At 33.8% G+C, this 21,652-nt stretch carries 24 protein-coding genes; 18 read left to right on the top strand and 6 right to left on the bottom strand.

Going from position 1 to position 21,652, the window contains the following annotated elements:
• The 4 genes from QYS47_RS16955 to QYS47_RS16940 all read left to right on the top strand — a co-directional run bounded on the left by QYS47_RS16955 (nt 1) and on the right by QYS47_RS16940 (nt 2,957).
• Nucleotides 1-729: a DUF6503 family protein gene (locus tag QYS47_RS16955; protein WP_322347220.1), complete on the top strand. Its 729-nt coding sequence runs from the start codon at nt 1-3 to the stop codon at nt 727-729.
• Between the two features lie 2 nt (nt 730-731).
• Nucleotides 732-1,175, top strand: a complete 444-nt coding sequence (locus tag QYS47_RS16950) for a hypothetical protein (protein WP_308355580.1) — start codon at nt 732-734, stop codon at nt 1,173-1,175.
• A gap of 166 nt (nt 1,176-1,341) precedes the next feature.
• Nucleotides 1,342-2,850 (top strand): sodium-dependent transporter, encoded by a 1,509-nt coding sequence (locus tag QYS47_RS16945; RefSeq protein ID WP_308355581.1) that lies wholly within the window; start codon nt 1,342-1,344, stop codon nt 2,848-2,850.
• Nucleotides 2,847-2,957, top strand: coding sequence for a MetS family NSS transporter small subunit (locus QYS47_RS16940; protein WP_308355582.1), 111 nt, complete (start codon nt 2,847-2,849; stop codon nt 2,955-2,957). The genes QYS47_RS16945 and QYS47_RS16940 overlap by 4 nt, the downstream gene beginning before the upstream one ends.
• 44 nt (nt 2,958-3,001) lie before the next feature.
• Here QYS47_RS16940 and QYS47_RS16935 read toward each other — a convergent pair whose 3' ends face one another.
• Complete coding sequence (locus QYS47_RS16935; RefSeq protein WP_302122512.1) at nt 3,002-3,544, bottom strand: DUF1543 domain-containing protein; 543 nt, start codon at nt 3,542-3,544, stop codon at nt 3,002-3,004.
• 77 nt (nt 3,545-3,621) lie between these two features.
• Between QYS47_RS16935 and tpx the strand changes: the two genes are divergently transcribed.
• Nucleotides 3,622-4,122: a thiol peroxidase gene (gene tpx, locus QYS47_RS16930; protein ID WP_322347219.1), complete on the top strand. Its 501-nt coding sequence runs from the start codon at nt 3,622-3,624 to the stop codon at nt 4,120-4,122.
• Nucleotides 4,123-4,191: 69 nt separating this feature from the next.
• Here tpx and QYS47_RS16925 read toward each other — a convergent pair whose 3' ends face one another.
• Complete coding sequence (locus QYS47_RS16925) at nt 4,192-5,202, bottom strand: hypothetical protein (RefSeq protein WP_322347218.1); 1,011 nt, start codon at nt 5,200-5,202, stop codon at nt 4,192-4,194.
• Nucleotides 5,203-5,614: 412 nt separating this feature from the next.
• Here QYS47_RS16925 and QYS47_RS16920 point away from each other — a divergent pair, with 412 nt between their 5' ends.
• Nucleotides 5,615-6,358 carry a hypothetical protein gene (locus QYS47_RS16920; RefSeq protein ID WP_308355586.1) on the top strand — a complete coding sequence of 248 codons (744 nt, stop codon included), beginning with the start codon at nt 5,615-5,617 and terminating at the stop codon, nt 6,356-6,358.
• A 77-nt stretch (nt 6,359-6,435) separates the two neighbouring features.
• Here the strand turns inward: QYS47_RS16920 and QYS47_RS16915 are convergent, their stop codons facing one another.
• Nucleotides 6,436-7,875, bottom strand: coding sequence for an aldehyde dehydrogenase (locus QYS47_RS16915; RefSeq protein WP_322347217.1), 1,440 nt, complete (start codon nt 7,873-7,875; stop codon nt 6,436-6,438).
• A gap of 1 nt (nt 7,876) precedes the next feature.
• On the bottom strand, nt 7,877-8,659 hold the full coding sequence (locus QYS47_RS16910; RefSeq protein WP_322347216.1) for an SDR family oxidoreductase: 783 nt from the start codon (nt 8,657-8,659) through the stop codon (nt 7,877-7,879).
• Nucleotides 8,660-8,794: 135 nt separating this feature from the next.
• Here QYS47_RS16910 and QYS47_RS16905 point away from each other — a divergent pair, with 135 nt between their 5' ends.
• From QYS47_RS16905 to QYS47_RS16875, 7 genes are all read left to right on the top strand, one after another.
• A complete protein-coding gene (locus QYS47_RS16905; RefSeq protein ID WP_302122522.1) occupies nt 8,795-9,325 on the top strand; it encodes a 3-hydroxyanthranilate 3,4-dioxygenase in 531 nt (176 codons plus the stop codon).
• Nucleotides 9,325-10,374: an amidohydrolase family protein gene (locus QYS47_RS16900; protein ID WP_322347215.1), complete on the top strand. Its 1,050-nt coding sequence runs from the start codon at nt 9,325-9,327 to the stop codon at nt 10,372-10,374. Before QYS47_RS16905 ends, QYS47_RS16900 begins: the two co-directional genes overlap by 1 nt.
• Complete coding sequence (locus QYS47_RS16895; RefSeq protein ID WP_322347214.1) at nt 10,361-10,843, top strand: methylated-DNA--[protein]-cysteine S-methyltransferase; 483 nt, start codon at nt 10,361-10,363, stop codon at nt 10,841-10,843. Before QYS47_RS16900 ends, QYS47_RS16895 begins: the two co-directional genes overlap by 14 nt.
• 19 nt (nt 10,844-10,862) lie before the next feature.
• Complete coding sequence (gene kynU, locus QYS47_RS16890) at nt 10,863-12,173, top strand: kynureninase (protein WP_302122528.1); 1,311 nt, start codon at nt 10,863-10,865, stop codon at nt 12,171-12,173.
• Nucleotides 12,174-12,180: 7 nt separating this feature from the next.
• Nucleotides 12,181-13,521, top strand: a complete 1,341-nt coding sequence (locus tag QYS47_RS16885) for an FAD-dependent oxidoreductase (RefSeq protein ID WP_322347213.1) — start codon at nt 12,181-12,183, stop codon at nt 13,519-13,521.
• 64 nt (nt 13,522-13,585) lie between these two features.
• Complete coding sequence (locus tag QYS47_RS16880; RefSeq protein WP_322347212.1) at nt 13,586-14,251, top strand: FAD-binding oxidoreductase; 666 nt, start codon at nt 13,586-13,588, stop codon at nt 14,249-14,251.
• Nucleotides 14,252-14,259: 8 nt separating this feature from the next.
• Nucleotides 14,260-14,928, top strand: coding sequence for an SDR family NAD(P)-dependent oxidoreductase (locus QYS47_RS16875; protein ID WP_322347211.1), 669 nt, complete (start codon nt 14,260-14,262; stop codon nt 14,926-14,928).
• Nucleotides 14,929-14,971: 43 nt separating this feature from the next.
• Here QYS47_RS16875 and QYS47_RS16870 read toward each other — a convergent pair whose 3' ends face one another.
• Nucleotides 14,972-15,190 (bottom strand): DUF3185 family protein, encoded by a 219-nt coding sequence (locus QYS47_RS16870; protein ID WP_302122540.1) that lies wholly within the window; start codon nt 15,188-15,190, stop codon nt 14,972-14,974.
• A 139-nt stretch (nt 15,191-15,329) separates the two neighbouring features.
• Here QYS47_RS16870 and QYS47_RS16865 point away from each other — a divergent pair, with 139 nt between their 5' ends.
• The 3 genes from QYS47_RS16865 (at nt 15,330) to QYS47_RS16855 (ending at nt 17,981) form a co-directional block, all read left to right on the top strand.
• Nucleotides 15,330-16,043: a Crp/Fnr family transcriptional regulator gene (locus tag QYS47_RS16865; RefSeq protein ID WP_322347210.1), complete on the top strand. Its 714-nt coding sequence runs from the start codon at nt 15,330-15,332 to the stop codon at nt 16,041-16,043.
• Between the two features lie 78 nt (nt 16,044-16,121).
• Complete coding sequence (gene rlmN / locus QYS47_RS16860; protein WP_322347209.1) at nt 16,122-17,204, top strand: 23S rRNA (adenine(2503)-C(2))-methyltransferase RlmN; 1,083 nt, start codon at nt 16,122-16,124, stop codon at nt 17,202-17,204.
• 90 nt (nt 17,205-17,294) lie between these two features.
• On the top strand, nt 17,295-17,981 hold the full coding sequence (locus QYS47_RS16855; protein ID WP_322347208.1) for an energy transducer TonB: 687 nt from the start codon (nt 17,295-17,297) through the stop codon (nt 17,979-17,981).
• A gap of 40 nt (nt 17,982-18,021) precedes the next feature.
• Here QYS47_RS16855 and QYS47_RS16850 read toward each other — a convergent pair whose 3' ends face one another.
• The gene (locus tag QYS47_RS16850; protein ID WP_322347207.1) at nt 18,022-18,456 is read right to left on the bottom strand and encodes a (4Fe-4S)-binding protein; all 435 of its coding nucleotides are present in this window, start codon (nt 18,454-18,456) and stop codon (nt 18,022-18,024) included.
• A 155-nt stretch (nt 18,457-18,611) separates the two neighbouring features.
• On the opposite strand from QYS47_RS16850, the gene QYS47_RS16845 reads away from it, so the two are divergent.
• Entirely contained in the window at nt 18,612-19,148 is a 537-nt protein-coding gene (locus QYS47_RS16845) for a hypothetical protein (protein WP_302122547.1), read from the top strand.
• A 78-nt stretch (nt 19,149-19,226) separates the two neighbouring features.
• Nucleotides 19,227-21,632: a TonB-dependent receptor gene (locus QYS47_RS16840; RefSeq protein ID WP_322347206.1), complete on the top strand. Its 2,406-nt coding sequence runs from the start codon at nt 19,227-19,229 to the stop codon at nt 21,630-21,632.
• Nucleotides 21,633-21,652: the final 20 nt, after the last annotated feature.

The following is a 21,652-nucleotide window of genomic DNA, read 5'->3' as shown; positions in this document are numbered from 1 at the left end:
ATGAGAAAAACTTTAGCATTCGTTTTTATTGCAGTAATATTTGCTGCCTGTAATCCAACTGAGAAATCAGCAGAAGAACATATTCAAGAAGCCATTCAACATCATGGGGGGAATGCATACTCCAATTTAGAAGTTGAGTTCAAATTCCGAGATAAGGATTATAAATTATATCATAATAATGGAATCTTTAAATACGAGAGAATATTTACAGATAGCACTGGTCAGCATATTGATGATATCTTAGATAATGATGGGTTTAAAAGGTTAATTGATGGAGAAAATGCAGATTTGTCTACTGAAGATTCTGCAGCCTATGCTAATTCAGTAAATTCAGTGCATTATTTCGCATTACTTCCTTATAATTTAAATGATGCAGCTGTGATTGCTACCAATAAGGATGATGCATTAATAAATGGTGAAGCCTATAAAACCATTGAAGTAAAATTTAAGCAAAAGGGTGGAGGTACAGATTATGAAGATATTTTCATGTTCTGGTTTAATACCAAAACGTATGACATGGACTATTTTGCATATTCCTATCATACTAATGGTGGAGGTGTGAGATTTAGAGAATCTATTAATTCGGAAAGGGTAAACGGAGTGATTTTTAGAGACTATAATAATTATAAAGTGGAAAAAGGAACAGATCTTACAGAATTGCCAGCTCTATTTGAAAGTGGGGAACTCGAATTATTATCAAAAATTGATTTAGAATTTCAAAGCAAATAAGCATGATAGTATCAAAACCACGAATTAATACTGTATTTGCTTTATCAATCTTTTTGGTCCTTATTTTTGGTTCTTTTTTTCTTTTATTAGATAGTTTACTTAATAATCAATCTTATTTCATTATAAAACTCATACTAACACCGATAGTATTGGTAATTGGCTTGTTAGTGCTAGGTAAATTATTAGCAGCTATAAAAATTGTTAAGGCTGGAAATAATAAATTGAATATATTTTTCCCAATAACCAGATCAAAAGTTGATTTACCGCTATCCGAAATCAGGGGTTGGAGAGAAGATGTGGTGAAAACCAAACAAGGAGAATTTAAGGAGACTAAAATTCTTTATGGAAAGAAAAAGGTGATCAAGCTATCTAATAAAGAGAATACAGAATATGATAAATTAGTGAAATACTTAAACCAGAAAGCTAAAAAGCAAAAAGCAAGCTAAAAATTTTCATATATCCTAACATTCTTAAAATCTCAAAATTTTTTCGCAAAAGACTGAAATTATAACTTTTCCCTGATTGCAAATCTTGAAATCAATCTCCGTTTAAGTTTGAATAAGCCATTTGTTTAACTAATTTCGGCATGTTTTTAATCAAAATAAAACATATATGGCGCAAAAAACAGAAGAGTTTAGTAATAGGTGGGGAATAATATTGGCCGCTTTAGGTATGGCTATTGGAGCTGGAAATTTATGGAGATTTCCTAGAATAGCCGGAGAACATGGTGGCGCATTCATCATCCTTTGGATGCTTTTTCTTGTAGTATGGTCCATTCCTCTTTTAATGGCAGAGCTAGCCATTGGTAAGCATTACAAAAAGGGTACTTTAGGTGCTTTGGGTAGCTTAGCAGGTAAAAAATTTAACTGGATGGGTACCTTCGTGACCATTGTTACTATGGGTATTGCATTTTATTATTCCGTTGTGACAGGGTGGTCATTGAGATACTTCCTTTTAAATACACAAAATTTAATAGATTACATTTTTGGCTCAGGCGCCATGAATGCAAAATTTGCTGATCCGAATGTAAATTTCATGGACACATTTTGGGCAGGTTTATCTAACTCAAGTTGGGAAGCAGTTTTATGCTACATGTTTACCATTAGTATTGCCATTTGGGTATTAAGTAAAGGAATTAAGCAAGGCTTAGAGAAAACGAACAAGATATTAATACCGACCCTTTTTATTTTACTTATGGTAGTTTCTGCATTTGCAATTCAAATGCCGGGTGGTACACAGGGGTTAGAATACCTTTTCACAATCGATTTTGAGAAATTTAAAGATCCAATAATTTGGATTGAAGCAATTACCGACTCAGCCTGGAGTACAGGTGCAGGTTGGGGATTAATGATCACGATTGGTTCCTTCTCAAGATCGAAAGAAGATGTTACTTTAAATACATTTTTAGGTGCATTTGGTAATAATACGGCAGCATTATTAGCGGCAATGGCTATTTTACCAGCAGTATTTGCAATGGCAGCTACCCCTAATGAAGCGGTTGATTTTCTTCATGACGGAAACACAGCCTTAGTATTTACTATTTTACCTCAGTTATTTGCTAAAATGCCGGGTGGTCCATTCTTATCGTGGATATTCTTCGGGGCTTTCGCAATGGCTGCTTTTAGTTCGATATTGCCGATGATGCAATTAATCATCAGGAATTTAACGGATTATGATTTATCTAAAAAACAGGCTGCTATAATTGCAGGTGCAGCCTGTTTTGTAATTGGATTTCCATCAGCATGGTTTTTATCTGTTTTTGAGAACCAAGACTGGGTATGGGGAGTTGGATTATTAGTAAGTGGGATATTTATTTCATTTCTTATCATCAAATACGGCCCTGCTAAATTCAAGAAAGATTTTATTGATCAAAATTCTGATTTTAAGGTGTCGCCTAAGTATTTCACTGGAATGATTTATTTCAACTTTGTTGCAGGTTTATTCCTTGTTTATTGGTGGATGAGCCAAGGCTACAGTGAATATCCGTGGTTTGATGAAAATGGAAATTGGAATGTGATGGATATTTATAGTAATGCGACCATTGTAACGCAGTGGGGGATAGCATTACTAATCGCAATAGTATTTAATGGATGGTTTTACAAAAAATTTGTTAAAAAATGAGTACAGAAGCAATAATAGGAATGATAGTATGTCTTACTATCACAGTGGGAGGTTTTTTAGTGTTTTTGTTTAAAGCCTTAACCATGGACAAAAAGAAGGAAGAGTAAAAATAGATTATAAAACAAAAAGGGATCATTTGATCCCTTTTTTATTAATGTGATGCTAAATAATCTCTTACTACTTTTTTGGGTAGGACATGATAACCATTGATCGGTTTCAAGTTTTCAGTTTTAGTAGTAGGGTTAAGATGAACATGATAACCTTCTAATTCTTCAATGGCAATCATATCATCCACCTCATATAGATAATCTTTATGAACTTCGTCATATCCTTTTAATAGTTTAGCTTTTGCTCTCTTTTTTATTTCGGTGGCTAGTCCTCCTACTAAAAAAGTATTGGCATGATGTTCCATAAAATCTCCTTCTTTATAAGCTCCAAGATTAATAAAGAATAATTTTTTGTCTGAATTATCACTCTTTTCCTTTTCAAGACTAATTTCATAACCGTCAACCACATCAAGTTCAATGTAGGAATCAATGTGCATTTTCTCTTTAATGCCAAACCATTTATCTAATAGTTGTGTGTAGCAATCTTCAATGGATTTACCCACCGCAAAAACTACATCATGTAATTCAGTATTTGATTTCTCAGCTGCCCCGCCTAATACGACAGCGTAAAGTTTAAGTTCTTTCATTTTAATAACTATAAATAATCAGTAACTAATCTTTGCATTTTAAGTTAACAAATGTAAACTAAAACAAATAATAAACTATGGCACAAGTAACATTAGGTGGCAATCCATCCAATACCATATCAGACTTACCTTCGGTAGGTCATAAAGCTCCTGACTTCAATCTGGTTAAAACTGATATGAAGGAAGTCTCAATGTCAGATTACAAAGGGAAAAACATTATATTGAACATTTTCCCAAGTGTTGATACTGAGGTTTGCGCAATGTCAGTTCGTGAGTTCAACGAAAAAGCAGGGGCTTTAGATAACACTGTAGTCTTATGTATTTCAAAAGATTTACCGTTTGCTCAGGCTAGGTTCTGCGGAGCAGAAGGCATTGAAAATGCAATTCCTGTTTCAAATTTTAGAAATGATAGTTTTGGTAAAGATTATGGAGTAGAGTTAGTTGATGGCGGATTCAAAGGATTAAATGCAAGAGCAGTAGTAGTAGTTAATCCTGAAGGAGAGGTTGTTTATAACGAATTGGTTCCTGAAATTGGAAATGAACCTAATTACGAAAAAGCATTAGAAGCGGTAAAGTAATTAGTTGAAATATATGCATAAAAAAAGCTCAGAAGTAACTCTGAGCTTTTTTGTTTATAAATAATGCTTTTATTCTTCCATTATAATTGAAAATTCAATCTGGCCATCTTCACCATCACCAGCAGTAATAGCTTCAACTAATAATAATCCTCTTTTAGCACCTCCATCTTTATCAGAGTCTGTTTCAAAAGCTAATACATCACCTACTGATAAATTAGTGATTCTTCCATCAGTTGAACCTGGAGTACCATTCTCAAATGCGTCATTAATGAAAGTTAAGTTAGCTTCGTTGAATTGTGATTCAGTTACATCTGTTGCTCTAATTAAGGTGTTATTTAGAGTTCCCCATGCATCTTGACCATAGTCAAATGGGTAATTGGCTGGAGAAGCTATTGTTGCTTCTGTATTAGCACTTCCTGAACCATAAAAATAGCCAAAATCAATATTAGCAGATAGTGGGTCAGATGTACTATTAATGTCATTCATAGAATAAGTCTCCCCAGTATTAGTACTAAAGAAAGTTTTGGATGTTTTACTTGCAGTTGTTCCATCAGCATCCTGAAGTGGTGCAGCCAATAAAATCGCACTGAATGATGTTAATGGATCTGGTTCTGGGAGGGCACTTACAGCGACATCTAGATCTCCTTCACCTATTCTATCTTCTTCATCTCCGATAGCTGCTGTAAAAGTTATTGTTTCATTAACAAGTCCTTCGTTTATTACTAATAATCCTAAATCTATAGTCCCACTAGTTTGATTAGCAACTCCAAAAGCATTTAAATCAATAGTGTAAGGTTCATTTTCTCCTGCAGCCGATATTCCGTCAATGGCGGATAAATCAAGTGAAAAATTTTCTGATTCTGCACTTATAGTTCCTAGAACAATTGGTGCATCTGCAGTAAATTCGATTAACACATTAACCTCATCTCCAGGAAAATATTCGTCTTGAGGGTCTGCAACACTAACAGTCACATTTGGCGCAGTACCAGTAGGTAATTCATCTCCAGTTTCATCACAGGCTGTGAAAATGAATAAACCTGTAATTGCTAGAAGCAATCCATTTTTCAATAACTTCATCATAATAAATCTCTTTTAATAATATAAAAAATACGCGATATAATTATATCCAAGTATTGTTACTCGGATAATTTTAAGACACGAATAATTGCTAGAAGGTTGTCTATTTAAAGAATAATTTTCAGTAAATTTTTATTCTATCCTTTTTTATATTCTTCTGTATCAAGATATAATCTCAAATTGGCTTTGTAATCATCTAGTAATAAGTTGATTAGTAGTCATTGCTTAGAGTATTGACTTAAGATGAAAGGATAAAAAAATATTTTTTTAGGTATTTCAATTAATTTATATAACTTTATTGATAGAATTTTAACGAATTAATTTTAACTTGCTTGAAGTTTCGTTGTTTTTTTACAATGAATTATTCATATTTCGCATTAGAAAACTAAATTTACCATCACTAAAAAACTGAATTATGGCAGATATCTTTGACATGATTAACCAATACGGACCATATGTAGGAATGGTTACTGTTGGAATAGCCGTCTTACTTGTTTTACTTTATTATTTAAGATTAGGCACCTTGAAAGAATTCAAACAGAGGTATGATTACATCAATAAAAATGAAATTGATGCTTTATGGCGTTCTGCTGTAATTTTATTAGTAGGTGTAGTTATTTGGGTGAACTCTGTATTTGGAGAGCAAGAATTTTTATGGTTTGCTGTGAAAGTTTTTGTTTCGGCTATGTTAGCTCTAATAATTGGTGTAATTATTCAAAATGTATTACGTTTCTACTTTCCTTTTTACATCGAAAAGAGATTGAAGAAATTACGTTATACGCCTAGAGTCTCTCCTAAAACTGGTAAGCCAATGAAATTATTGAGTGAAGAGGAAGAAGATGTTTACCTTGATGAAGGTATGCAGGCGGAAGAAGATATTTTCTCAGTGGATTATGATGTTTGGGTAGATGAAGAAACTGGGTATACTAAAATCGAGAAGTATTCTGGTCACTTACACGCATTACAATGTTCTGAATGTAATTACCAAACTTTAAAAGTTGTAAAAGAAGAAATTATAAAATCACCTACAGTAACTGAAGATGGTGAGTTAATGAAATATTTCAAATGCTCATATTGTGGTCATAAAGCTAGAAAGACTTTCCACATTGCTAAATTGAAAGAGCCTAGTGCTGAAACAGCAACTGACGCTTCTGCTTAAGAGCATATCTAATTTGAATATAAAGGCTAATCATTTGATTGGCCTTTATTATTTTAAGAGTAATTAGGACAATTTAATTAGTATTGAATACATACATTTTTAGGTTCAGTAAAAAACCTTAATGCTTCAAGTCCTCCTTCTCTACCTAAACCACTATTTTTCATTCCACCAAACGGAGTTCTTAAATCGCGCTTCATCCAGCAGTTTACCCATACAATACCTGTATTAATTCTTTCACTAATCTGATGAGCTCTTGATAAATCTGAAGTCCAGATACTTGAGGCAAGACCATAATCACTATCGTTTGCTAATAGAATTGCTTCATCATCATTTTCAAAAGTATTTAAACTTACTACTGGGCCGAATATTTCTTCTTGATTCGTTCTGCAAGATGAATTAAGGTTTTCAAATACATGAGGCCTTAGAAAATAACCTTGATCATAAGGGGGATTTAGCTTTAAGGTTTCATTGCCACATAATAATGTTCCACCTTCCTCCTTTGCTAATTGAATATAGTTTATAACTTTTTCTTTATGTTGAGCTGAAACTAAGGCACCCATATTGGTATCCTCTTGATTTGGGTCTCCTACCTTTAAGTTTTTCACCTTACTAACAAATATCTTTTTGAACTCCTTATAAATTGAGCTTTCAATGTATATTCTAGAAGCACATAGGCATATTTCACCCTGATTGGCAAATGAGGCTCTTACTAATTCATCCACAGTTTTTTCTAAGTCACAATCTGCAAAAACTAAAGCAGGATTTTTCCCTCCTAATTCAAGTGAGATTTTCCGAAACATGGGGGCAGAAATCTCGGCTATTTTCTTACCTGTGGCGGTACCGCCTGTAAATGATATAGCCTTGATTTTACCGTTTTTTACAATTTCATTTCCTATTTCTGCTCCTTTACCATGCAGGATGTTTAATACACCTTTTGGTAAGCCTACTTTTTTACAGATTTTACTTAATAAAAAAGCAGTGTAAGGTGTGATTTCAGATGGTTTTGCAATTACACAATTCCCACTAGCTAAGGCAGGAGCAATTTTCCAAGTAAAAAGATAAAGTGGTAGGTTCCATGGTGAAATGCATCCTACTACTCCAATAGGTTTTCTTAAGGTGTAATTTATACTATCTACCCCTGAATGTGATTCGCTGCTAAATTGAGTTATGGCATGAGCAAAGAATTCAAAATTTGCGCTTGCTCTGGGGATATCAACATTCATAGCAAGGCTTAAAGGTTTACCTGTATCCCTACTCTCAGCTTTAGCTAATTCATGTAAATTCTTTTTAATCTCTTCAGATATTTTTAAAAGAAAAGAGGCTCTTTCATTGGCACTTAAATTACTCCAGCTAGGAAATGCAATTTCTGCCGCCTTTATAGCTTCATCTAAATCTGAATTATCAGATAAAGGTATTTCTGAATATTTCTCAGCAGTTGAAGGAGCAATATTGTCCATGTATTGTGAAGAAAATGGAGTGATAAGTTCTCCATTTATATAATTAGCTATTTTTTCCATTTTAAATACAATCTAATCGACCACCGTCCACTGGTAAATTGACCCCACTGATATATGCTGCCTTCTTTGATGCTAAAAATAAAACTGCATCTGCTACTTCTTCGGGTTCAGCAAAACGTCTGGCAGGAATTTGTGCTTGCATTTCAGCGCTAACTTCATCCATACTTTTTCCACTGGCCTTACTTTTATTTTGGATTAAACCTTTTAATCGACCTGTCATTGTTGCGCCTGGTAAAATATTGTTAACAGTAATGCCAAATGGGCCTAATTCTTTTGATAGAGTCTTCGACCAACTTGCCACAGCACCTCTTATAGTATTGGATATCCCTAAATTTGGGATGGGTTGTCTTACTGAAGTGGAAATAATATTAATGATTCTACCTTCGTTTTGATCTTTCATTTTAGGAATAACAGCCTGAGCTAAGTATTGATTGCATATCAAATGCTGTTGGAAAGCAGTCATATAATCTTTACCTAATGCTTCATGCGCAGCGCCCGGACTAGGCCCGCCTGTGTTATTAATTAAAATATCAACTGTGTTTTTAGCACAATAATCAATTACGATATCGCGTAAGGATTCAGGATGGCAGAAGTCCGCTACTAATATGTGGTGGTCTTGATTATCATTATTTAATTCATTTTTAGTGGATTCTAGTTTAGATTGGTCTCTTGCAATTAAAGTAACATTTACACCTTCCTTTGCAAATGCATGAGCAATTGCTTTTCCAATTCCTGCTGTACTTCCACCTACTAATATTCTTTTTCCTGATAGATCTAAATCCATTATACTTCTGATTTATGTCTTTAAATTTTATTAATTATCTGATTTTAAACTACGTCTTAATTTCACTAAATTTAAAAGATAAACAAAATCAAATCTTATATTAGAAGATATAAGCTCATATAAATATAATTAGTAATGGCAATTCAAAAACCTTTTAATTTAACCAAATGGGTAGAAGAAAATAGAGATTCTTTAAAGCCACCTGTTGGAAATAGAAATCTATATAAAGAAGCAGGTGATTATATTGTAATGATAGTAGCTGGGCCTAATGCCAGAAAAGATTATCATTATAATGAAACCGAAGAACTTTTTTATCAGCTTGAAGGTGAAATTCAGGTTAAGATACAAGAAGATGGTAAAGCGGTTACAATGGATTTAGGCCCTGGAGATATGTTTTTATGTCCGGCTAAAACACCGCACAGCCCCATAAGAAAGGAAGGTTCTATTGGGTTAGTGGTTGAAAGAATTAGAAAGGGAACGGATATGAAGGATGGTTTATTATGGTATTGTGATAATTGTAATCACAAATTACATGAAACCTATTTTCCTTTGGTGGATATCGAAAAAGACTTTTTACCAAGGTTTACAGAGTTTTATGCCTCAGAAGATTTGAGAACTTGCAATAACTGTGGTCATGTAATGGAAACAGATCCAAGATTTGTGTAATGGAAACTAAAGAGAATTTAGCAAATAAAAGACCTTTAAAGGTTGATATTCACACTCATATTTTGCCTGAAAATTGGCCAGATTTGAGAGAGCGTTATGGATATGGCGGCTTCATCAGGCTTGAGCATCATAAACCTTGTTGCGCAAGGATGATGATGGATGATAAATTCTTTAGGGAAGTAGAAGATAATTGCTGGGATCCAGTTACACGTATGCATGAGTGTGAAAATCATAATGTAGATGTTCAAGTGCTATCTACAGTTCCAGTAATGTTTAGTTATTGGGCAAAACCAGAAGATACTCTCGATCTATCTAGAATGTTAAATGATCATATTGCTGGAGTTGTTAGTCGCTATCCTGATCGTTTTATAGGATTGGGAACTTTGCCTATGCAGGCACCCGATTTGGCTATTAAAGAATTAGAAAGATGTGTAAAAGAACTAGGTTTAGCTGGAGTTCAAATCGGAACGCATATTAATGATTGGAACCTAGAAGCTCCTGAGGTTTTTGCTGTTTTTCAAGCTGCAGAGGATTTAGGAGCATCGATTTTCATCCACCCTTGGGATATGATGGGTAAGGATCAAATGCCAAAATATTGGCTTCCTTGGTTAGTAGGTATGCCCGCTGAAACTTCAAGAGCAATATGTTCCATGATATTCGGAGGGGTATTCGAGCGTTTACCTAATTTAAAAGTTGCATTTGCGCATGGTGGCGGTTCTTTTCCTGCAACTATAGGTAGAGTTGGTCATGGCTTTGATGTTAGACCCGATTTATGCGCAATTGATAATCCGCATCATCCCACTAAGTATTTGAAAAAGTTTTATGTGGATTCATTAGTACATGATCCTTCAACGCTTGAATATCTTATTAAAACCATGGGAGAGGATTTTATTGCTTTAGGAACTGATTATCCCTTTCCATTAGGAGAGTTAGAGCCTGGGAAAATTATTGAAACGAGTAATTTTTCAGATGAGCTAAAAGCAAAATTATTAGGTAAAAATGCTTTAAAGTGGTTAGGCTTGGAGAAAGAAGAATATGCAACACATTGAGCAAGAATTTTTCATAGATTCTAAATTTGGTAAACTTCTAATTGGAATAAAACAAAACAAAATTGCTAGAATTTCATTTAATCAACCACAAAATTCATTAAAAGGGATTAAGCCTAAAGTAGTTACTTCAATAGAAAATCAACTTTTGGAATACTTCAATGGTCATAGAAAAGATTTTCAGTTTGAATATTATTTGAATGGAACAGACTTTCAAAAAGAAGTTTGGGAAAAATTGATGGAAATACCCTACGGAAAAACCATTAGCTATGGTAAATTAGCAGCTCAATTAGGAGATGTCAAAAAAATACGGGCAGTAGCAAATGCAGTAGGTAAAAATCCAATTCCAATTTTAATCCCATGCCATAGAGTAGTAGGAGTTAAGGGAGCACTTACAGGTTATGTAGGCGGATTAGCCATAAAAAGACAGTTAATTGAAATTGAATCAAACCGGCAACTAGGCTTATTTTAAATAATATATTAACTCAATAATGATAGAAAATTACAGTAATTCACTAGAATATGCACAGAAGATGGATCAAGAAGATCCATTAAATAAATACAGAGATGAGTTCCATATTCCAGTAATTGATGGACAACAAGTAATATATTATACAGGAAATTCATTAGGACTTCAACCTAAAAGAACCCGGGCATTTATTGAAAAGGAAATGAAAGATTGGGAGCTGTTTGGGGTTGAAGGTCATTTCAATAAGAAAAAAGAAAATATATGGTTTAAATACCATGAATATGGAAAGGAGGCGATAGCTGAAATCGTAGGGGCTAAACCAGTTGAAGTGGTTCCCATGAATAATTTAACGGTAAATCTTCACTTGCTGTTAGTTTCATTCTATAGACCAACTGCAAAGAAGTATAAAATCATTGTAGAAAAAGGGGCCTTTCCTTCGGATCAATATGTATTCGAATCACAATTAAATTTTCACGCTCACCATGCAGGTCAAAATCTATTTGATCCTGAAAAGGCATTAGTAGAAATTGCGCCTAGAGAAGGTGAAGACACCCTAAGAACGGAGGATATTATTTCCACTATACAAAAGCATCAGAATGAGCTATGTTTGGTGATGATGGGAGGTCTTCAGTATTATACTGGACAATTCTTTGACTTAGAAAAAATTACGAAAGCAGCACATGAGGTGGGTGCTTATGCTGGTTTTGACCTTGCTCATGCAGCAGGTAATATAGAATTAAAACTTCATGATTGGGATGTTGATTTTGCCAGCTGGTGTACCTATAAATATTTAAACTCAGGACCTGGAAATGTGTCGGGAATTTATGTACATGAACGCTTTGCAAATGATAAAGAGCTTCCTCGATTTGCGGGTTGGTGGGGACATGATGAAGGAGAGAGGTTCCAAATGAAAAAAGGCTTTATTCCTATGGAAGGAGCTGATGGCTGGCAATTAAGCAATACAAATGTTTTGGGTCATGCTGCTCATTATGCTTCTTTAGAAATATTTAAAGAAGTTGGAATGAAAGCTTTACGTGAAAAGAGTATTAAGTTGACCGGTTATCTGGAATACTTAATTAATGAATTCAATAAAGAAGAAAAAATATTAGAAATAATTACACCTAAAGAGCCTGAAAATAGAGGTTGCCAATTATCATTATATTTATTAAAATACGGGAAGCCATTATTCGATGAATTAATGAAAAGAGGTGTTTTAGGTGATTGGAGAGAGCCTAATGTAATCCGTTTAGCGCCCGTTCCACTATACAATACTTTTGAAGAACAGTATCTTTTTATCCAAAAATTGAAAGAGTCTGTTGAAGCATTAAAATAAGCCTATTTTGAATACGGAAATTAAACATATTGCAGTATTAGGAGCTGGATTAGTCGGTACATTATTAAGTATATATCTTAAAAAAAGAGGCTATAATGTCGATCTTTTTGAAAAAAGAGATGACATGAGATTGTCTTCTTCTGATTCAGGGCGCTCAATAAATTTGGCGCTCAGCAGAAGGGGGATAAAAGCGTTAAAAGATATTGATGTATTGGATGAAGTGGAGGAGATTATGCTTCCAATGAAGGGCAGAATGATGCATAGCTTAGATGGCAATTTGACATTTCAGCCTTATGGTAAAGAAGGGCAATATATTAATTCCGTATCGAGGGCAAATCTGAATAAAATATTATTAAATAGAGCTGAAAAATCAGGAGTTAAAATTCATTTTGAACATCCTTGTAAAGCAGTTGATTTAGAAGAAACCAAAGTAACTTTCGGAACACCTGAAGCTAAGGAGAAAACTCTTGAATTTGATTTAGTTTTAGGTGCCGATGGCGCATTTTCAAAATTGCGTCAGGCTATGATGAAATCTGATCGCTTTAATTATAATCAATATTATATTCCTCATGGTTATAAGGAATTAACCATTCCCCCTACTGAAGATGGTGAGTTTGCAATTGAACCCAACGCCTTACATATTTGGCCTAGAGGTCAATATATGTTAATTGCACTTCCAAACTTAGATAAGAGTTTCACTTGTACTTTGTTTTTTCCATTTGAAGGACAACCTTCTTTCGAAAGCTTACAAACACCGCAACAAGTATTACATTTTTTCAAAAATACCTTCCCTGATAGCTTACCACATTTGAAAAATATTCAGCAAGAGTATTTTGAAAACCCTACTTCATCATTGGTGACCATCAAATGTGAGCCTTGGGTGAAAAATAATTGTGTTCTTATCGGAGATGCTGCTCATGCTATTGTTCCATTCTATGGGCAAGGAATGAATGCTGGTTTTGAAGACTGCTTTGAGTTAAATGTTTTGCTAGATAAATATGAGGATGATTGGGAAAAGGTGTTGGAAGATTATCAAAACTTGCGAAAAAGTGATGGAGATGCTATCGCAGATTTAGCTTTACATAATTTTGTGGAGATGCGGGATTTGGTAGCAGATGATAAATTTCTGATTCAGAAGAAAATTGAAGCAAAACTTCATGATTTATACCCTGAAAAATGGATGCCATTATATTCTATGGTAACTTTCAGTGATTTAAGATATTCTGAAGCTTGTGAAATAGGCATGAAACAACAGCGCATTATGGATGAAGTAATGCAACAACCCGATGTGTTAGAAAACTGGGAAAATCTTAACCTCGAACAAATAGTTAATAAACTAGATCAATAGATTTTCTATTTGCTAAACATATTTTTCTATATCCGTTTTTATAAAAGAACTAAACTTTATAAAAATGGCAAATAAGGTAAAAATTTTGGATGTGCTGTCTCTAACGCACAACGTAAAGCGAATCAAAACCGAAAAACCTAATGGCTATCAATTCACACCAGGACAGGCGACAGAGGTAGCAATCAATAAAAAAGATTGGACTGAAGAAAAAAGGCCTTTCACATTTACTTCATTGCCAGATGAGGATCACTTAGAATTTGTAATTAAAACTTATCATGATCATAATGGTGTAACCAATGAAATTGACAGCCTTGTTGAAGGAGATGAATTAATTATAGATGATGCATGGGGTGCCATAGAATATAAAGGAACAGGGACTTTCATTGCCGGTGGTGCGGGGATCACTCCTTTCATTGCAATTTTTAGAGACTTAGAAAAAAAAGGTGAGATAGGGGAGAATAGTCTGATATTTTCAAATAAAACTGGTGATGATGTCATTTTAGAATCATATTTCAATGACATTTTAGGAGAGAATTTCATTTCAACCTTGACACATCAAAATATTGAAGGTCATGAAAACAAAATGGTAGATATGGACTTTCTAAAAAGGCATATAGAAAATTTTACTCAGCATTTTTATGTGTGCGGTCCTGATGCTATGGTAAAGGATGTTAGTAAATATTTAGAAATGTTGGGTGCGAACCCAGAGGGTATAACTTTTGAAAAATAAAATTAACTATGAATATAATCGTAAGTGGCGCTGATGGTAATTTAGGAAGCGCAGTAGCTCAAAAACTCAATTCTGAAGGACATAATATATTCGGTTTAGTAGGACTAGATGAAAATGTAAGTGATGCCGAAAAATCATTTCAAAAGCAAAAGTTTGATTTGATGGATGCTGGTGCAGCTGAAAAAGCAGTGGAAAATGCATCCAAAACCTATGGTGAATTAGACGGAGCAGTTCTGACAGTTGGAGGTTACGCTGGTGGAGGTATTAAGGATGTGGGAATAGAAGATATCCATAAGCAAATCAAGCTGAATTTTGATACTGCATACAATATTGTAAAGCCTTTGATGGAAAAAATGCCTAAAGGAGGGCAAATATTTTTAATTGGTGCCAAACCTGTTTTATCAGCTGACGAATTGAAAAACGTAGTTTCATATGGTTTAGCCAAACAACTAATATTTAGTCTTGCAGATATAATCAATGCAGATTTCGCAGAGCATAATATTAGTGCCCACGTGGTAGTACCAAGCATTATTGATACTCCACCAAATAGGGAGGCAATGTCTGATATGAATTTTGATGATTGGGTAAAACCTTCTCAAATAGCAGATACAATACATCACTACTTTAAGCATCCCGAAATTAGGAATGGAGTGATTAAAGTATTTAATAAAGTATAAAAATTATTTCCCAAGGGCTCAGATAGAGGCCTTGGGAATTACTTTAAGATTTTAACAAACTTCTCAGACCTAATAATGCTATAATACTACCCCCAACAAGCGAGGTGTAATACCAAGTCTCGCTCATTCGGTAAGCATTATCATCTAATAAATCATTTACTTTCTCACCAATGGAAGCATTTGGACTATGATCGACAGACCAATAGATTATAAATGCTCCTATCGCAATCAAAATAATTCCTTTTAAAAGCCCTTTTTTCATAATTATTAAATTTACGTCAAATATGAAGTTATTAAAACTAAAGGGTAATATGAAAAAACATGATATTTATATCTTTTGAGTTTCTCGGAAAAAGTTTATCTTTATGTAGCCTAAAAGAATATGATAATTATCCGTTGTTATGTCCAAAAAAGTTAAAAATATCCCTTGTGAACTATGCCTTAGTAGGAGGAAATCTATGTTTAATGAAATTCCTGAACAAGCTTTATGCACATTGAGTGAGCATAAAAGTACTTTAGCACACAATAAAGGTCAAGTTCTTTTCCTTGAAGGCACCCAACCAATGGGATTATTTTGCATAAGCGAAGGGAAGGTGAAAATCTACAAAACTGATGACTCAGGAAGAGAGCAGATTGTAAGATTAGCTAAAGATGGGGACTTCTTAGGTTACCGAGCACTACTTTCTGGTGAAAACTATAATTCATCTGCAACTATCCTTGAAAATGCAAAAGTTTGCTTCATCCCTAAAAGTAGCTTCACGGATCTTATTTCGAAAGATCAAGATTTTCAGAATAAGTTAATGCAAGCGGTTTGTCATGATTTAGGAGTGATGGAACAAAAGATGGCCGATATGGCAAATAAAACAGTACGTCAAAGATTAGCCACTACTTTGTTGATGCTAAAAAATTCCTATGGAATTGATGGCGATCAAAAAACAGAAATTGATATTGCCTTAACAAGAGAAGATTTAGCTAAAATAGTGGGAACCGCTACTGAAACCTTAATTAGATTACTGTCTGACTTTAAAAAGGATGGATTAATCGATATTAATGGCAAAAAGATTAGTATAGTAAACGCTAAAGGTATTGCTAAAGAAATCGATTTATTCGCCTAATTATTTAATTTCCTTACAATTTTTGAACTAATACCAACTCATTAGGCTTATGTCTGCTGATTATTGTAATTTTGTGATATGCAAGAGAAAGCAGTACATATTGAAAAGGAAGTAATTGAGGTTAATCTGAAAAAGATAGACATTAGAAAGATGTCTATTGAAGCCATAGCTCAAGATTTGACTGAATTTGGTGAGAAAGCATTTAGAGCTAAGCAAATCTATGAATGGCTTTGGGTTAAATCAGCTGCCTCTTTTGAAGAAATGACTAACCTATCAAAAGGATTGAGAGAGTGGTTAGATGAAAACTACTGTATCAATAGAATTACTATTGCATCAAAACAATTAAGTAATGATAGAACCATAAAAGTTGCATTTAAACTACATGATGGTCATGAGGTAGAAGGTGTATTAATTCCTACCGAAAATAGAATGACAGCTTGTGTCTCATCTCAGGTTGGTTGCTCATTAAGTTGCAAATTCTGTGCAACGGGTTATTTAAAAAGAATGCGAAACCTTGAGGCTGCTGAAATTTATGACCAAGTCGTAATGATTAAAGAACTAGCCGAAACTCATTATGACATGCCGCTTACTAATATAGTGTATATGGGGATGGGAGAACCATTACTTAACTATAAAAATATGATGGAGTCAATTGAACATATTACTTCCGAGAAAGGATTATTCATGTCTCCAAAAAGAATCACTGTTTCTACAGCTGGTATCTCCAAAATGATTAAGAAATTAGCTGATGATGAAGCTAAATTTAATCTTGCACTTTCATTACATGCTGCAAATGATGAAAAGCGTAGCCGCATCATGTCAATTAATGACAGCAATAATTTACCAGTATTAAGAGAGGCACTGGAGTATTACTATAATAAAACTAAAAGCAGAGTAACCTTTGAATATTGTGTCTTTAATAACTTTAATGATAGTTTAGAAGATGCAAAAGAACTTTGGCAGTTTACTAAATATGTTCCAGCTAAGGTTAATTTAATCGAGTATAACCCAATTGACCAAGCTGATTTCACGAATACAGAAGAAGATAAACTAGATCAGTTTGCAAAATTTCTTGAGGATAGAGGGGTGATTGTAAATGTAAGAAGAAGTAGAGGTAAAGATATTGATGCAGCTTGTGGTCAGCTAGCCAATAAACATTAAAATCCTTAGGATATACAATTAATGCAATTGCTTTGCGTTAAAGTAGTAGGTGTATGAATAATCATGTTCAACTTAAAATGATTATTCACTATGGAACATTTCAAAAATGCCACTCGCGAATTGTATTCAAAACGACCTTTATTTTTTAATGTAGGTTTGGTTTTAGCAATTAGTCTATGCTTTATTGCTTTTGAATTTAAAGTATCTATTTCAGAGGACGAAAAGATAGATTTTCCTGAAGATGAAATTCTTATTATAAGTCAGGATGTATTACGCACATCACAACCCCCTAAAGCGAAACCAAAACCAGTAATTGAACCTAAAGGTGAGATTAATATAGTGGAGGCGAAAGAATTGCCTGCAGAAAAGAAGCCGACTGAAGTAGAAATAGAGGAAGTATTGGTTGATGTTGGGACTACCTTTAAAATTCCTGAAGAAAAAGTAGAGGATAATAAGGTTTATAATTCCAACTTGCTTGAGGTAGCACCTAAATTTAATGGCGGAATTGAAGCATTTTACAAATACATATCTGAATCAATTGAATATCCGCGATATGAACAAAATAGAAGTATTGAAGGAAGAGTAGTTTTAACTTTTGTCATTGAAAAGGACGGATCCTTAACGCAAGTTGAAGTCTTAAAAGGAGTTTCAAAAGGGATTGATGAAGAAGCCAAAAGAGTAATTGAAAATGCTCCAAAATGGGAAGCAGGCAGACAAAGAGGTAGAGCTGTTCGTGTAAGGATGAATATTCCGATATATTTCAAACTGAGTAATTAAGATGAAAAGAGGAAACAACTAATAATTGTTTCCTCTTTTTTTATCCTTTAAAATCAATTTTATTATGCGTTCCGTCACAAAAAGGTTTGTTATTCGAAGCCCCACATCTGCATAAGGCTGTATTCCTCTCTTTTATTTCAGTATTCCCTTCTGAATCGGAAATTTTAATTTTTCCTTTTACAATTAAAGGTCCGTTTTTACTTACTTCTATATGCGTTATATCTGCGTGTTCGAATGAATTTTCTGCCTCTTGATTTTTCCAATATGCAGAAAGCGCTCTTGAAGGACACATGTCAACCTGCTCTTTAATTCGCTTATCATCTGCACCATCAGTATTTACCCATGGTTTTGCATCTCTTTGAAATACATCTGGTAATCCACGCCAGCATTTTTCACTGTGCATACATAGTGAAGGTTGCCATACTACAACTATATCGTCCGATTCATAGGTTCTTTTTGTAGGCTTTATTTTCATAATATTGATATTTAATCTTATCAATTTAATTAATTTTTAATTAAGGTTTATATTGATTTGAACTTATCACTGGCATTAACCATTTATGGAACTGGAGAATTTGTTAACAGTATAGTCAAACAAAATCAGTAAATTTACTTTATATACCTCAAGATTTGAAAAACAGATCTATTCAAATATTGCTCATATTTTGCTTGCTTGCTCCTGCAGGTGTTACTTTTCTAATATTTCAGTATGAGAAAAGCGTAATTAAGCGTGAGGTAAAGGAGAATATCATACAATCACTAGACAAGTCAGAATTAGTATTGATTAAGCTTTCAAAAGCAGAAGCAAAAACTGAATTAGATTGGGAACATTCAAAGGAATTTGAATATAAAGGCGAGATGTATGATATAGTTCAAGTAGAAAAAACTTATGATAGTATTAAATATTGGTGTTGGTGGGATCATGAAGAGACTGCATTAAATAAAAAACTTACAAAATTAGTCAATGAGATTTTAGGGAATGATAAAAAGAAAAATGAACAAGAATCTCAATTGATTTCATTTTATAAATCATTGTTTTGCGAGCAATCATTTACCGTAAACTTTATTCAGTTCACAAGTTTCATCAACCATCAATCTGATTTTAATTGTCGTTTGGTAAATGCTGACCATATTGCCGAAACACCCCCTCCGAAATTCTTCATATAAATTTTCCTGAATGTAAGGCTTTTAAATTTTTAGACCAGCCTTCATAAAACTTTTTAAAAATTTATAAACTAAATTATAATGAGGAATATCTTATTGCTCTGTTTGTTTTTAGGTAATTTTTCTATGACCTATGCTCAAACAGTTCTAATAAAGGATGCCGAAACTTCTAAACCCATAGAAATGGTGTCCATTATGAGTGTAAATAAAAATATATTTATTAATACTAATAAAAACGGAGAAGCAGATATATCAAAACTAAAAGGAGAGAAGCAGATTCAAATTCAACGTTTGGGCTATCATACTGAAACTTTTAGTTATGATCAGCTTAAGGCTAATGATTTTATCATTTTGTTAAGGTCACAAAATTTTGATTTGAATGAAGTTGTGGTATCTGCAACCAGATGGAAGCAATTTAGTACTGATACCCCTTCAAAAATCATTTCAATTTCTCCTGAGGAGGTAGCCTTACAAAATCCACAAACTGCAGCTGATTTGCTAGGAGTATCTGGAAAAGTATATATTCAAAAAAGTCAGCAGGGTGGAGGAAGCCCTATGATTAGAGGTTTCGCAACCAATCGTTTGTTATATGCAGTTGATGGGGTAAGGATGAATAATGCGATTTTCAGAGGTGGAAATATTCAGAATGTCATCAGCTTAGATCCTTTTGCAATAGAAAATACAGAAGTTTTATTTGGCCCAGGTTCTGTTATTTATGGAAGTGATGCAATTGGTGGTGTAATGAGTTTTCAGACCTTAACCCCTAAACTTTCGGACTCTAATAATATGATCCTTTCAGGTAAGGTAAATACTAGAATATCTTCAGCTAATAAAGAAAAAACTCTACATGCGGATTTTAATTACGGATGGAAAAAATGGGCTTTTGTGACAAGTGCAAGTCGATGGGATTATGATCATTTGAGACAGGGTAGTAATGGGCCACAGGATTATGTGAAACCTTATTATGTAGAGACGGAGAATGGTGAAGACCGCATCCTTGAACAGGATGATCCATTATTGCAAATACCAAGTGCCTATACGCAAACCAACTTAATGCAGAAAGTTAGGTTTCGGCCTAATGATAAATTAGACTTTCAATATGGATTTCACTATTCAGAAACTTCTGATTACGGCAGGTATGATAGGCATAATAGAGTGAGAAATGGGTTGCCACGATATGCAGAATGGAAATATGGGCCTCAGAAATGGATGATGAATAATCTAAACATCACTTATTCTAATGAGTCTTTATTTTTTGATCAGCTTTCTGTAAGACTGGCACATCAAAATTTCCAGGAGAGTAGAATAGATCGTTCTTTTCAGGATGAAATTAGAAGAACTAGAGCGGAGAATGTAGAGGCCTATTCTGCTAATGTTGACTTGATTAAATCTGTTAATCAGGACAATACATTGTTCTATGGCGTTGAGTATGTGAGAAATGATGTGAGTTCAAATGGGATGGAAGAGAATATCCTAAATGGTGACCAAATTATCTCCGCTTCCAGATATCCTAATGCCAATTGGAACTCTATGGCTTTTTATACCAATTATGAATACAAACCTTCTAGTCAAATCACTTTGCAAGGGGGGCTGCGCTACAATCATTTTTTATTAAATGCTGATTTTGATAATTCATTTTATGATTTTCCTTTTAAAGAAGCTAAAATAAATAATGGAGCTCTTACAGGAAGTATAGGCACAGTTTATATACCTAATTCTTCTTTAATCATAAATGCTAACTTTGGGACAGCTTTTAGATCACCCAATGTTGATGATGTAGGTAAAATATTTGATTCAGAACCAGGTGCTGTCACAGTTCCTAACCCTAATTTAAATGCTGAATATGCTTATAATTGGGATTTAGGAGTTACGAAAGTTTTCAATGATTTTCTGAAGGTTGATGCTACAGCTTATTATACACTCTTAAACAATGCCATGGTCCGTAGAAACTTTCAATTAAATGGTCAGGACAGTATAATATACGATGGTGTTAATAGTAGAGTTCAAGCCATACAAAATGCTGCCAGAGCTACAGTTTATGGCGTTCAGGCAGGTATTGAAGTAAAACTATGGGCAGGAATAAACATAACATCAGACTTAAATTATCAATTAGGTGAAGAAGAATTAGATAATGGAGAAATTAGTCCTTCAAGACATGCTGCTCCTATGTTTGGAGTAACTCGCATAACTTATAATTCAGCTGATTTTATGGTTCAGGTCTATACAAATTATCAAGTAGAAAGAAGTCATGATCAACTAGCAGTTGATGAAAGAGGAAAAACTGAAATTTATGCGCTGGATGAGGATGGAAATACGTATTCCCCTGCTTGGTATACTTTGAACTTAAAACTGAGTTATCAATTATTTAAAGATTTGCATATCAATGGAGGTGTTGAGAATATAACGGATCAGAGATACAGACCATACAGCTCTGGACTATCTGCTCCAGGTAGAAATTATATTCTTTCATTACAATATGTATTCTAATATAAGGACATCAAAGAAGT

This window comes from Marivirga arenosa, from assembly GCF_030503875.2.
Lineage (GTDB): Bacteria > Bacteroidota > Bacteroidia > Cytophagales > Cyclobacteriaceae > Marivirga > Marivirga arenosa.
The sequence above is the reverse complement of the archived record's forward strand: the minus strand, read 5'-3'. Positions and strand labels throughout refer to the sequence as shown.